The following is a 14,777-nucleotide window of genomic DNA, read 5'->3' as shown; positions in this document are numbered from 1 at the left end:
TCCCGATGGCGAACGAAGCCAAGCTCCGTGAGTACCTCAAGCGCGTCACCGCCGACCTGCACGAGACCAGCGAACGGCTGAGGGCCGCCGACGCCAAGGACCACGAACCGATCGCCATCATCGGAATGAGCTGCCGCTACCCGGGCGGCGTCCGCTCACCCGAGCAGTTGTGGGAACTGGTCGCCGCCGGCGGCGACGGCATCACCGGCTTCCCCACCGACCGGGGCTGGGACACCGAGCGGGCGTACGACCCGACCGGGGAGCGGCGGGGCAGCACGTACGCCCGCGAAGGCGGCTTCCTGCACGACGCCGGGAACTTCGACCCGGAGCTGTTCACCATCTCCCCGTACGAGGCGCTGGCCATGGACCCGCAGCAGCGGCTCATGCTGGAGGCGTCCTGGACGGCGATCGAGGACGCCCGGATCGACCCGCTGTCGTTACGCGGAAACCGGGTCGGTGTCTTCGCCGGCATGATGTACCACAACTACGCGGCCGGGCTCGACGACGTGCCCGACACGGTCGACGGGTTCATCGGCGGCGGCACCGCCAGCAGCGTGCTCTCCGGCCGGGTCGCCTACACGCTCGGCCTGGAGGGCCCGGCGCTCACCGTCGACACCGCCTGCTCGTCGTCGCTCGTCGCGCTGCACCTGGCCGTGCAGTCGCTGCGCTCCGGCGAATCCGCGTTGGCCCTCGCGGGCGGCGTCACCGTGATGACCACGCTGGAGACGTTCGTCGACTTCAGCCGGCAACGCGGCCTCGCCCCGGACGGCCGGTGCAAGTCGTTCGCCGACAGCGCCGACGGCACCGGCTGGTCCGAGGGCGTCGGCGTGCTGCTGCTGGAACGCCTCTCCGACGCCCGCCGCCACGGCCACCGCGTGCTCGCCGTGGTGCGCGGCTCGGCGGTGAACCAGGACGGCGCGTCGAACGGGTTGACCGCGCCGAACGGGCCCGCCCAGCAGCGGGTGATCCGGGCGGCCCTCGCCTCGGCGCGGCTGTCACCTGTCGAGGTGGACGTGGTGGAGGCACACGGCACCGGCACCACGCTCGGTGACCCGATCGAGGCGCAGGCGCTGCTCGCCACGTACGGGCAGGAGCGGTCCACGCCGCTGCTGCTCGGCTCGGTGAAGTCGAACCTGGGCCACACCCAGGCCGCCGCCGGCGTCGCCGGCATCATCAAGATGGTCCTCGCCATGCGGCACGGACTCGTGCCGCGCACGATCCACGTCGACGCCCCCTCGTCCCACGTCGACTGGTCGGCGGGCGCGGTGGAGCTGACCACGTCGGCGCGGCCCTGGCCGGCGGTGGACCGGCCGCGTCGGGCGGCGGTGTCGTCGTTCGGCATCTCCGGCACCAACGCCCATGTGATCATCGAGGCGCCGGAGCCCGAGCCGGCGCCGGAGGCGCTGCCGGACGGGCCGGCGCCGACCACCCCGTGGGTGCTGTCGGCACGCTCGGCGGAAGCCCTCGCCGGCCAGGCCGCGCGGCTGGCCGATCACCTGCGGGCGCACGGCGAGCTGTCCCCGGCCGACGTGGGCTGGTCGCTCGCGACGACCCGCGCCGCCCTGGAACACCGCGCGGTGGTGCTCGGCGCGGACCGGGAGTCGCTGCTCACCGGCTTGTCCGCGCTGGCCGAGCGCGGAGCGGCGTCCGGTGTGGTGACCGGGGAGGCGTCGCCGGGTCGGCGGGCGGTGCTGTTCACCGGTCAGGGCGCGCAGCGCACCGGCATGGGCCGGGAGTTGCACGGGGCGTTCCCGGTGTTCGCGGACGCGTTCGACAGGGTGTGCGCCGGGTTCGAGGGTCGCCTCGATCGTTCGTTGCGGGAGGTGGTGTTCGACGGCGGCGACCTGCTGGATCGGACCGTCTACACGCAGGCCGGGTTGTTCGCGGTCGAGGTGGCGTTGTGGGAGCTGCTGTCGTCGTGGGGCGTGACCGCCGACTTCCTCGCCGGCCACTCGATCGGTGAGGTGACCGCCGCGTATGTGGCGGGGGTGTTGTCGCTTGAGGACGCGTGTGCCCTGGTGGCGGCGCGCGGGTCGTTGATGCAGGCGTTGCCGGCCGGTGGCGGGATGCTGGCGGTGGGCGCGTCGGAGGCCCAGGTCCGGGAGTTGGCCGTCGACGTGGATGTGGCGGCGGTGAACGGTCCGTCGTCGGTGGTGCTGTCCGGGTCGGTGGCCGATCTGGACCGGCTGGTGCGGGAGTGCGGGCAGCGGGGTTGGCGGGTCAAGCGGTTGACGGTCAGCCACGCGTTCCACTCCCGGCTGATGGAGCCGATGCTGGCCGACTTCCGGGCCGCGATCGCCGGCTTGGACTGGCGGGCCCCGCGTGTGCCGATCGTGTCGAATCTGACCGGTCGACTCGCTGATCCCACCGAGATCGCCGGTCCGGACTACTGGGTGCGGCACGTCCGGGAGGCGGTCCGGTTCGCCGACGGCATCGCCACGCTGCACGAGCTGGGCGTGAGCACGTTGCTGGAGGTGGGGCCGGACGCGACGTTGACGGCGATGGCCGCCGACACCCCGGTCGACCGTCCCGTGCACCACATCCCGGCGTCGCGCCGGGACCAGGGTGAGGCCGGCGCGCTCACCACGGCACTGGCCCGGCTGCACGTGACCGGCACCCGGGTCGACTGGGCGGCCTGGTTCAGCCGGGACGGGCGGCGGCCGGCCACCGTAGACCTGCCCACCTACGCGTTCCAGCACCGGCGGTACTGGCTCGACGCCCGCACCCGCCACCACGGCGGCGACCCCGACGACGACACGGCGTTCTGGCAGGTGATCGAGAACGAGGACGTGGACGGCCTCGCCGCCGCGCTCGCCGTCGACCCCGACACGCCGCTCGCCGACGTGCTGCCGGCGCTCTCCGCGTGGCGACGCCGCCGGGAGAGCGAAGCCACGCTCGACTCCTGGCACTACCGGGTCACCTGGCAACCACTGCCGGACCCCACCGGCCCCGACGTCGGTGACCTGCTCCTCGTCGTACCGGCCGAGGCGGACGGGCCGGGCCGGCGCTGGGCCGACGCGCTGACCGGGCCCGGCGTCCGGGTCCTGACCGTGCCGGCCGACCGGGGTCGCGCCGACCTCGCCCGGGAACTGCGCACGTCGCCGGCCGGGACCGTGCTGTCACTGCTCGGCCTGGCCGCCGGCACCCACCCGGACAGCGTCTCCGTGCCGGCCGGGCTCGCCGGCACGGTCACGCTCGCCCAGGCGCTCGGCGACACCGGCAGCACCGCCCGGCTCTGGGTCGCCACCCGCGACGCCGTCGCCGTCGACCCCACCGACCCGGCCGTCGACCCCGACCAGGCGCTGCTCTGGGGACTCGGCGGCGCGCTGCGCGCCGAACACCCGTACCGCTGGGGTGGCCTCGTCGACCTGCCGCCGATGCCCGACCCGCGTGCCGTACCCCGGTTGCGCCGGCTGCTCGGCGGCGAGCCGGCCGAGGACCAGGTGGCGGTACGCGCGGCCGGCGCGTACGCCCGACGGTTGGTCCGGGACGCCCGACCCGGCGTCGCGGCGCGGAGCTGGACCCCGCGCGGCACCGCGCTCGTCACCGGCGGCACCGGCGCGCTCGGCGCGCACGTCGCCCGGGCCCTCGCCGCCGCCGGCGTCGCGCACCTGCTGCTGATCAGCCGACGCGGCCCCGACGCGCCCGGCGCGGCCGAGCTGCGCGACGCGCTGACCGCACAGGGCGCCCGCGTCACGATCGCGGCCTGCGACGCCGCCGACCGGGACGCGTTGCGTGACCTGCTCGCCGCCGTCCCCGCCGACGCGCCGCTGCGCACCGTCGTGCACACCGCCGCCGCCCTCGACGACACCGTCACCGACGCGCTCACCCCGGACCGGATGGCCACCGCGCTGCGCGCCAAGGTCGACGCGGCCCGCCACCTCGACGAGCTGACCCGCGACCACGACGTCACCGCGTTCGTGCTCTTCTCCTCCCTCGCCGGCACCATGGCCGGCCCCGGCCAGGGCAACTACGCGCCCGGAAACGCCTGGCTCGACGCGCTCGCCCACCGCCGCCGCGCCGAGGGGCTGCCCGCCACCGCCGTAGGCTGGGGACTGTGGGCCGACGGCGGCGTCAGCGCCGGCGAGTTCGAGCGCCGGATGGCCCGCGGCGGCGTCCGCGCCATGGCCCCCGACCGCGCGATCCGCGCGTTCCACCGGGCGCTCGACCGGGACGAGACCCACCTCGTCGTCGCCGACGTCGACTGGGACCGGCTCGCCGCCGCCCCCGGCCAGCGACCCGACCCGCTGCTCCGCGACCTGCTCACCACCACCCCCGTCGCCGCCGACGAGGACCGTTCCGCCGTGCTGCGGCGTCGGCTCGCCGGCCTCACCCCGGCCGAACAGCAGGACGCCCTCGGCGAGCTGGTCCGGAGCGAGATCGCCGCCGTCCTCGGCCACGGCGGCGCCGACCAGGTGCCGCACCGGCGCGCGTTCCGGGACCTCGGCTTCACCTCCCTCACCGCCGTCGAGCTGCGCAACCGACTCGCCGCCGCCACCGGTCTGACGCTGCCCGCCACGGTGGCGTTCGACCATCCCAACCCCGAGGACCTGGCCGCCCACCTGCGCGCCGAGCTGGCCGGCGGGCCGGCCGGGACCACCACCACGGCGGTACGCCCGGTCGACGACGACCCGATCGTCATCGTCGGCATGGGCTGCCGCTTCCCCGCCGGGGCCGGCTCCCCGGAGCAGTTCTGGCGGATGCTCGCCGACGGCGTCGACGCCATGACCGACCTGCCGCGCGACCGGCACTGGGACCTGGCCGCGCTGCCGCCGGACGTCACCCGGGGCGCGTTCCTGGACGACGCCGGCGCGTTCGACGCGCACTTCTTCGGCATCTCGCCCCGCGAGGCGGTCGCCATGGACCCGCAGCAGCGGCTGCTGCTGGAGACGTCCTGGGCGGCGATCGAGGACGCCCGGATCGACCCGCAGACGCTGCGCGGCAGCCGGGTCGGCGTCTTCGCCGGCACCAACGGGCAGGACTTCGACCACCTCATCCGGTACGGCGGCGAGCACCTCGCCGGCTACGGTGCGACCGGCGCCTCCGCCAGCGTGCTCTCCGGCCGCGTGTCGTACGCGCTCGGCCTCGAAGGGCCGGCGCTGACCGTGGACACCGCCTGCTCCTCGTCGCTGGTGGCGCTGCACCTCGCGGCCCAGTCGCTGCGTGCCGGCGAATGCGACCTGGCGCTCGCCGGTGGCGTGACCGTGATGGCCACTCCCGGAGCGTTCGTCGAGTTCTCCCGTCAGGGCGGACTCGCCGCCGACGGGCGGTGCCGGTCGTTCGCCGAGGGCGCCGACGGCACCGGCTGGGGTGAGGGCGTCGGCGTGCTGCTGGTGCAACGACTCTCCGACGCGCGACGCGACGGCCGGTCGATCCTCGCCGTGGTGCGGGGTTCGGCGGTGAACCAGGACGGCGCGTCGAACGGGTTGACCGCGCCGAACGGTCCGTCGCAGCAGCGGGTGATCCGGGCGGCGCTGGCGGACGCCCGGTTGTCCGCCGCGGAGGTGGACGTGGTGGAGGCGCACGGCACCGGCACCACGTTGGGTGACCCGATCGAGGCGCAGGCGTTGCTGGCCACGTACGGGCAGGAGCGGGAGCAGCCGCTGCTGCTGGGGTCGGTGAAGTCGAACCTGGGGCACACCCAGGCCGCCGCCGGGGTCGCCGGGATCATCAAGGCGGTCCTGGCCATGCGGCACGGCGTGGTGCCGGCGACGCTGCACGTGGACGCGCCGTCGTCCAAGGTGGACTGGTCGGCGGGTGCGGTGGAGCTGGCCACGTCGGCGCGTCCGTGGCCGGCGGTGGACCGGCCGCGTCGGGCGGCGGTGTCGTCGTTCGGCATCTCCGGCACCAACGCCCACGTCATCCTGGAAGCGCCCACACCGGTCGAGGACGCATCCACGCCGGACGCGGTAGCCCCGCTGCCGGTCACGCCGTGGATGCTGTCGGCCCGCTCGGCTCCGGCGCTCGCCGGACAGGCGGCCCGGCTGCTCGACCACCTGCGCGAGCACCCCGACGCCGCGCCGGCCGAGGTGGGTTGGTCGCTGGTCGCCACGCGCGCCGCGATGGAGCACCGGGCGGCCGTCGTCGCTCCGGACCGGGACTCGCTCCTCTCCGGCCTGGCCGCGTTGGCCGACGGGCATGCCGCCGCCGGCGTGATGACCGGTGAGGTGGGTTCGGGTCGGCGGGTGGTGTTGTTCACCGGTCAGGGTGCGCAGCGCGCCGGTATGGGTCGGGAGTTGTATGCGGCGTTTCCGGTGTTCGCGGACGTGTTCGACCGGGTGTGTGCCGGGTTCGTGGGCCGGTTGGACCGTTCGTTGCGGGACGTGGTGTTCGACGGCGGTGACCTGGTGGACCGGACGGTCTACGCGCAGGCGGGGCTGTTCGCGGTGGAGGTGGCGTTGTGGGAGTTGCTGTCGTCGTGGGGGGTGCGGGCGGACTATCTGGCGGGGCATTCGATTGGTGAGGTGACGGCCGCCCATGTGGCGGGTGTCCTGTCGTTGGCGGATGCGTGCGTTTTGGTGGCGGCGCGTGGGTCGTTGATGCAGGCGTTGCCGGCTGGTGGCGGGATGTTGGCGGTGGGCGCGTCGGAGGCCCAGGTTCGGGAGTTGGCGGCTGGTGTGGATGTGGCGGCGGTGAATGGTCCGTCGTCGGTGGTGCTGTCCGGGTCGGTGGAGGATCTGGAGCGGATCGCGGGGGAGTGCACCGCCGAGGGTTGGCGGGTGAAGCGGTTGACGGTCAGTCACGCGTTCCACTCGCGGTTGATGGAGCCGATGCTGGCGGACTTCCGGGCCGCGATCAGTGGTCTGGACTGGCGGGCCCCGCGTGTGCCGGTGGTGTCGAATCTGACCGGTCGGCTCGCTGATCCCACCGAGATCGCCGGTCCGGACTACTGGGTGCGGCATGTGCGGGAGGCGGTGCGGTTCGCCGACGGGGTGGCCACGTTGCACGAGTTGGGTGTGGGCACGTTCCTGGAGGTGGGGCCGGATGCGACGTTGACGGCGATGGCCGCCGACACCCCGGTCGACCGACCGGTGCACCACATCCCCGCAATGCGGCGGGACCAGGGTGAGGTCGGCGCGCTCACCACGGCACTGGCCCGGCTGCACGTGACCGGCACGTCGGTGGACTGGGCGGCGTGGTTCACCGGGGACGGGCGGCGGCCGGCCACCGTCGACCTGCCCACCTACGCGTTCCAGCGCACCCGGTACTGGCCGGAGACCGCGCCCACGGCACGGACCGGCGGGAGTGACCTCGACGAACGGTTCTGGACGGCCGTCGAACGGGAGGACCTCACCGGCCTCGGCGACGAGCTGCGGCTCACCGCCGACCAGCCGCTGCGGGACCTGCTGCCGGCGCTGGCGCGCTGGCGGCGGGCAGGACGGGCCCGCGCCACCGTCGACTCCTGGCGCTACCGGGTGGACTGGCGGCCACTGGCCTCCGTACCCCCGCCGGTCCTGACCGGGACGTGGCTGGTGCTGACCACGGCCGAGCATGTCGATCACCCGCTGGTCGCCGGCCTGGCCGCGCACGGCGTCCACGTCGTGCCGGTGCTGCTCGACGCGCCCACCGACCGGCGGGAGACGGCCAGCCGGCTTCGCGCCGCCGCCACCGGCGGCGACGTCGCCGGGGTGCTGACGCTGCTCGACCCGCGGCCCGAGGCGGCGCTGGCCACCGCACAGGCGTTCGCCGACAGCGACGTCACCGGCCGGCTGTGGTGGGTGACGCGGGGTGCGGTGGCGGTGAGCGCCACGGACGCGCCGGTTGATCCGGTCGCGGCGGGGACGTGGGGGCTCGGTCGGGTGGCGGGGTTGGAGGAGCCGGGTCGCTGGGGTGGTCTGGTGGATCTGCCGGTCGTGCTGGACGACCGGGCGGTGCGTCGGGTGTGTGGCGTGTTGGCCGGTGGTGGTGAGGATCAGGTGGCGGTGCGGTCGTCGGGCGTGTTCGCCCGGCGGTTGGTGCGTGCCTCCGGTGATCCCGTGCGGCGGGAGTTCCGGTTCTCCGGGACGGTGTTGGTGACCGGTGGTACGGGTGCGTTGGGTGCGCGGGTCGCGCAGTGGGTGGCCGATAGCGGTGCTGAGCATGTGGTGCTGACCAGCCGGCGTGGGCCGGACGCGCCGGGTGCGGCGGAGTTGGCCGAGCGTCTGGGTGCCGGGGGTGTCCGGGTGACGGTGGCGGCGTGTGACGTGGCCGACCGGGTGGCGTTGGCCGGGCTGCTCGACGGCCTGGCCTCCGACGGCGAGCCGGTCCGCGCGGTCGTGCACGCCGCTGGCGCACCGCAGTTCACCCCGCTGGCCGACGTCACCGCCGACGAACTGCGCGACGTGCTGCGCGCCAAGGTCGACGGCGCGGCCCACCTGGACGCGTTGCTGCCCGACGTGGACGCGTTCGTGGTGTTCTCCTCCATCGCCGGCGTGTGGGGCTCCGCCGGACAGGCCGGCTACGCCGCCGCGAACGCCGCCGCCGACGCGCTCGTCGCCCGCCGCCGCGCCCGCGGCGCCGCCGGCACCGCCGTGGCCTGGGGGCCGTGGGCCGGTGGCGGCATGGCGGAGGGCGGCGAGGCACGCGAACACCTGGCCCGACGCGGGCTGCCCGCCATGGACCCGGACCTGGCGATCACCGCCCTCCAGGGCGCGCTGGACCGGGACGACAGCACCGTGGTCGTCGCGGACGTCGACTGGGACCGGTTCGCCGCCGCGTTCACCGCGCTGCGCTCCAGCCCGCTGCTCGACGAACTCCCCGAGGCCCGACCCGCCCAGGCCGCGCCCGCCGAGGGCCCGTCCCCGCTCGCCCGCCGGCTCGCCACGCTCACCCCCGCCGAGCGCGCCGGCCACCTGCTCGACCTGGTCCGCGCCCAGGCCGCGGCGGTGCTCGGCCACCCGGCCGCCGACGCCGTCGCGGCGGACCGGGCGTTCCAGCAGCAGGGCTTCGACTCGCTCACCGCCGTCGAGCTGCGGAACCGGCTCACCGCCGAAACCGGCCTGACGCTGCCCAGCACGCTCGTCTTCGACCAGCCGACCCCGTCCGCCCTGGCCGCGTACCTGGCCGCCACGCTGACCGGCGAGCCGGCGGACACGACCGCCGCGGACGCGGCCCCCGCGGTCGACGGCGACCCGATCGTCGTCGTCGGCATGGCCTGCCGCCTCCCCGGCGGCGTGACCGGCCCGGACGAGTTGTGGGAGCTGCTCGCGGCCGGACGGGACGGCATCGCCGACTTCCCGCTCGACCGGGGCTGGGACCGGTTCCTCGCCGGCCGCCTCTCCGACACCTCGTTCCCCCGGCAGGGCGGGTTCGTCTACGACGCGGCGGCGTTCGACGCCGACTTCTTCGGCATCTCCCCCCGCGAGGCCCTCGCGATGGACCCCCAGCAGCGGCTGCTGCTGGAGACGTCCTGGGAAGCGGTGGAGTCGGCCGGCATCGACCCGGTCCGGCTCCGCGGGGAACGCGTCGGCGTCTTCGCCGGCGCCAGCTTCCAGGGGTACGCCTCGACCGCGATGGGTCGCGCCCAGGACGTCGGCGGGCACCTGCTCACCGGCACCGCCACCAGCGTGCTGTCCGGCCGGGTGGCGTACGCGCTCGGCCTCGAAGGGCCGGCGGTGACCGTCGACTCGGCCTGCTCGTCGTCGCTGGTGGCGCTGCACCTGGCCGCCCAGTCGCTGCGCAGCGGGGAGTGCACGCTGGCGCTGGCCGGCGGCGTGACCGTGATGGCCTCGCCGGCCACCTTCGTCGAGTTCTCCCGCCAGGGCGGGCTCGCACCCGACGGGCGGTGCCGGTCGTTCGCCGAGGGCGCCGACGGCACCGGCTGGGGTGAGGGCGTCGGCGTGCTGCTGGTGCAACGACTCTCCGACGCGCAGCGGGCCGGCCGGCGGATCCTCGCCGTGCTGCGCGGCTCGGCGGTGAACTCCGACGGCGCCTCGAACGGGCTCACCGCCCCGAACGGGCCCGCCCAGCAGCGCGTCATCCGGGCCGCGCTCGCCTCGGCGCGGCTCACCGCCGCCGACGTGGACGTGGTGGAGGCACACGGCACCGGCACCACGCTGGGTGACCCGATCGAGGCGCAGGCGTTGCTGGCCACGTACGGGCAGGACCGGACCGCACCGCTGCTGTTGGGCTCGATCAAGTCCAACATCGGGCACATCCAGGCGGCGGCCGGCGCGGCGAGCGTCATCAAGGCGGTGCTGGCGCTGCGGCACGGCGTGGTGCCGGCGACACTGCACGTGGACCGACCCTCGACCAAGGTGGACTGGTCGGCCGGGGCGGTGGAGTTGGCCACGTCGGCGCGTCCCTGGCCGGTGGTGGACCGGCCGCGTCGGGCGGCGGTGTCGTCGTTCGGCATCTCCGGCACCAACGCGCACGTCATCCTTGAGGAAGCACCGTCGGTCGAGGCCGAGCAGGACCGTGCCGCCGTGGCGTTGCCGGTCGTGCCGTGGCTGCTGTCGGGCCGGTCGGCGGAGGCTCTCGCGGGCCAGGCGGTCCGGTTGCGCGACCACCTGCGCGAGCACCCCGACGTCGCGTCGGCCGAGGTCGGATGGTCGTTGGCGACCGGGCGGGCCGGGTTGACGCATCGCGTGGCGGTGGTCGGTGCGGATCGGGACGCGTTGCTGGCCGGCCTGTCGGCCGTCGTCGAGGGCGCCTCCGCGCCCGGCGTGGTGGCCGGTGAGGTGTCGTCGGGTCGGCGCGTGGTGTTGTTCACCGGTCAGGGTGCGCAGCGCGCCGGTATGGGTCGGGAGTTGTATGCCGCGTTCCCGGTGTTCGCGGACGTGTTCGACCGGGTGTGCGCCGGGTTCGAGGGCCGGTTGGGCCGGCCGTTGCGGGACGTCGTGTTCGGCGGTGACGAGCTGTTGAATCAGACCGTCTACACGCAGGCGGGCCTGTTCGCGGTGGAGGTGGCGTTGTGGGAGCTGCTCTCATCGTGGGGGGTGACCGCGGACTATCTGGCGGGGCATTCGATCGGTGAGGTGACGGCCGCCCATGTGGCGGGTGTCCTGTCGTTGGCGGACGCGTGCGCTCTGGTGGCGGCGCGTGGGTCGTTGATGCAGGCGTTGCCGGCCGGTGGCGGGATGCTGGCGGTGGGCGCGTCGGAGGCGCGGGTCCGGGAGTTGTTGGCGTCCGGCGTCGGTGGTGACGCCACGGCCGATGCCGGCGCTCGGACGGCCGGCGGTGCCGGCTCGGAGTCGGGAGCCGGCCTGGGGGCGGCGTCCGGTTCCGGGGTGGATGTGGCGGCGGTGAACGGCCCGTCGTCGGTGGTGCTCTCCGGCGCGGTCGAGGATCTGGACCGGCTCGCGGGGGAGTGCGCGGCCAAGGGTTGGCGGGTCCGGCGACTCACGGTCAGTCACGCGTTCCACTCGCGGTTGATGGAGCCGATGCTGGCGGACTTCCGGGCCGCGATCACCGGCTTGGACTGGCGGCAGCCGCGTCTGCCGATCGTGTCGAATCTGACCGGTCGGCTCGCGGATCCCACCGAGATCGCCGGTCCGGACTACTGGGTGCGGCACGTCCGGGAGGCGGTCCGGTTCGCCGACGGCATCGCCACGCTGCACGAGCTGGGTGTGGGCACGTTTCTGGAGGTGGGGCCGGACGCGACGTTGACGGCGATGGCCGCCGACACCCCGGTCGACCGTCCCGTTCACCACATCCCGGCGTTGCGCCGGGACCAGGACGAGATCACCGCGCTCACCACCGCCCTGGCTCACCTGCACGTGACCGGCACAGGAGTGGACTGGGCGGCCTGGTTCACCCGGGACGGGCGGCGGCCGGCCACCGTCGACCTGCCCACCTACGCGTTCCAGCGCACCCGGTACTGGCTGTCCGACGAGGACACCCCCCAGCCGGTGCCAGCCGGCGGCGGCGAGGCGGACGACCGGTTCTGGGCCGCCGTCGAACAGGCCGACCTCACCGGCCTCGACCCGGAGTTCCGCACCGAGCGGCCGGTCGCCGACCTGCTGCCGGCGCTCGCCCGGTGGCGGAACGCCGGCCGGCGACGCGCCACCGCCGACTCGTGGCGCTACCGCGTCGACTGGGCGGGCGTACCCGAGCCGACCGCGACGCTGACCGGGACGTGGCTGCTGCTGATGCCGTACGCCGGCATCGACGACACGCTGGTCGCGGCGCTGACCGACGGGATGACCTCGGCCGGCGCGAGCGTGCGGCCGGTACGGCTCGACGGGCCGGACGACGACCGGGAACTGCTCGCCAAGGCGCTGCGCGACGCCGACCCGGCCGCCGGGTTGGTGTCGCTGCTCGCGCTCGGCGGCGCCGGTGCCGGCGCGGCGCTGGCCACCGTGCAGGCCGTCACGGAGGCCGGCCTCTCCGGTCCGGTGTGGTGGGTGACGCGGGGTGCGGTGGCGGTGAGCGCCACGGACGCGCCGGTTGATCCGGTCGCGGCGGGGACGTGGGGGCTCGGTCGGGTGGCGGGGTTGGAGGAGCCGGGTCGCTGGGGTGGTCTGGTGGATCTGCCGGTCGTGCTGGACGACCGGGCGGTGCGTCGGGTGTGTGGCGTGTTGGCCGGTGGCGGTGAGGATCAGGTGGCGGTGCGGTCGTCGGGCGTGTTCGCCCGGCGGTTGGTGCGTGCCTCCGGTGATCCCGTGCGGCGGGAGTTCCGGTTCTCCGGCACGGTGCTGGTGACCGGTGGGACCGGTGCGTTGGGTGCCCGGGTGGCGCAGTGGGCGGCCGACGCCGGTGCGGAACACGTGGTGTTGACCAGCCGGCGGGGGCCGGACGCGCCGGGCGCGGCCGACCTGGCCGACCGCCTGCGTGCCGGTGGCGTGCGGGTGACGGTGGCGGCGTGTGACGTGGCCGACCGGGTGGCGTTGACCGGGCTGCTCGATGGCCTGGTCTCCGACGGCCAGCCGGTCCGCGCGGTCGTGCATGCCGCCGGCGCCGCCCAGGCCACCCCGCTCGCCGCGATGACCGGCGCGGAACTGGCCGACGTGCTGCGCGCCAAGGTCGACGGCGCGGCCCACCTGGACGCGTTGCTGCCCGACGTGGACGCGTTCGTGGTGTTCTCCTCCATCGCCGGCGTGTGGGGCTCCGCCGGGCAGGCCGGCTACGCCGCGGCCAACGCGTACCTCGACGGCCTCGTCGCCCGGCGACGCGCCCGCGGCGCGGCCGGCACGGCCGTGGCCTGGGGGCCGTGGGCCGGCGCCGGCATGGCCCAGGGCGACCAGCGCGACCAGCTCGCCCGGCGCGGCCTGCCCGCGCTCGACCCGGACCTCGCGGTGACCGCCCTCCAGGGCGCGCTGGACCGGGACGACACCGCGGTTGTCGTCGCCGACGTCGACTGGGAGCGGTTCGCCGCCTCGTTCACCGCCCGCCGGCCCAGCCCGCTGCTCACCGGCATCCCCGAGGCCGCCGCCGACCGCGCCGCCACCCCGGCCGCCGACGCGGACGCGCCGGCGGCGCTGCGCGACCGCCTCGCCGCCGCCGGCCCGGCGGAACGGGACCGGATCCTGCTCGACCTGGTACGCGCCGAAGCCGCCACCGTGCTCGGGCACCGCACCCCGGCCGCGGTCCGGGCCGGACGCGGCTTCCTGGACCTCGGCTTCGACTCGCTCACCGCCGTCGAGCTGCGCAACCGGCTCACCGCCGGAACCGGCCTGGCGCTGCCCACCACGCTGGTCTTCGACCACCCCACCCCGGCCGCGCTCGCCGAGCACCTGGGCCGGGAACTGCGGCCCGGCACCGACGGCGTCACCGCCGAGATCGACCGCCTGGCGCGGCTGCTCGACGCGGTGCCCGGCGACCGGCGCGACGCGCAGGTCACCCACCGGCTGGAGGAACTGCTGGCCCGCTGGCGGGGCGACGCCGCGACGCCGCCCGCCGCCCCGGTCGCCGACGACCTGGCCGACGCCGGCGAGGACGACATCTTCGCCATCATCCAGCGAGAGTTCGGCAAGTCGTGACCAGCGCCGGAGCTAGGGGTACGCCCGCGGCTAGGGGTGGCCGGCTGCTCGCCATCAGTGACCTGCACGTCGGGTACGCCGAGAACCGTGAACTGGTCGAACGGCTGCGCCCCGACGGCGACGACGACTGGCTGATCGTCGCCGGGGACGTCGGCGAGTACCTGCACGACGTCGAATGGGCGCTCGGCCTGCTCGCCCGGCGCTTCGCCCGGGTGGTGTGGGCGCCCGGCAACCACGAGCTGTGGACGCCCCGCGACGACCCGGTGCAGTTGCGCGGCGAGGCCCGTTACCGGCACCTGGTGGCGCTGTGCCGACGACTCGGCGTCCTCACCCCCGAGGATCCGTACCCGGTGTGGGACGCCGACGGCGACCCGGTGCTGGTGGTGCCGCTGTTCGTCGGGTACGACCACTCGTGGCGGCCACCGGGCACCTACAACCGGGCCCAGGCGCTGGCGTTGGCGTACGAGACGGGGGTGGTGTGCACCGACGAGATCCTGCTGCATCCGGACCCGTACCCGAGCCGGGACGCCTGGTGCCGGGCGCGGGTCATCCGCACCGAACGGCGGCTGGACGCCGAGCGCGCCGGGCTGCCCACCGTGCTGGTCAACCACTACCCGCTGGTCCGCGAGCCGACCCGGATCCTGCGCCACCCCGAGTTCGCCCAGTGGTGCGGCACCGACCTCACCGCCGACTGGCACCTGCACTACGACGCCCGCGTCGCGGTCTACGGGCACCTGCACATCCCGCGCAGCACCCGTTACGACGGCGTCCGGTTCGAGGAGGTGTCCGTCGGCTACCCCCGCGAGTGGCGTCGCCGCGCCACCCCGCCGGGCCGGCCCCGGGCCATCCTCCCGGCGCTCGCCGGGCAGCTCCGCTGAC

The 14,777-nt window shown here is 75.4% G+C and carries 2 protein-coding genes; both read left to right on the top strand.

The genetic code is table 11. The annotated features are described in order from the left end of the window. Positions 1 to 5: 5 nt before the first annotated feature. Positions 6 to 13,898, top strand: a complete 13,893-nt coding sequence (locus VKK44_RS14140) for a type I polyketide synthase (protein WP_343447424.1) — start codon at positions 6 to 8, stop codon at positions 13,896 to 13,898. Then, a complete protein-coding gene (locus VKK44_RS14135; RefSeq protein WP_343447423.1) occupies positions 13,895 to 14,776 on the top strand; it encodes a metallophosphoesterase family protein in 882 nt (293 codons plus the stop codon). Before VKK44_RS14140 ends, VKK44_RS14135 begins: the two co-directional genes overlap by 4 nt. Position 14,777: the final 1 nt, after the last annotated feature.

The sequence above is a fragment of the Micromonospora sp. DSM 45708 genome (assembly GCF_039566955.1).
In the GTDB taxonomy this organism is placed as follows: Bacteria; Actinomycetota; Actinomycetes; order Mycobacteriales; family Micromonosporaceae; genus Micromonospora.
Note: the sequence above shows the minus strand (reverse complement) of the source record. Positions and strands in the feature narration are given on the sequence as shown.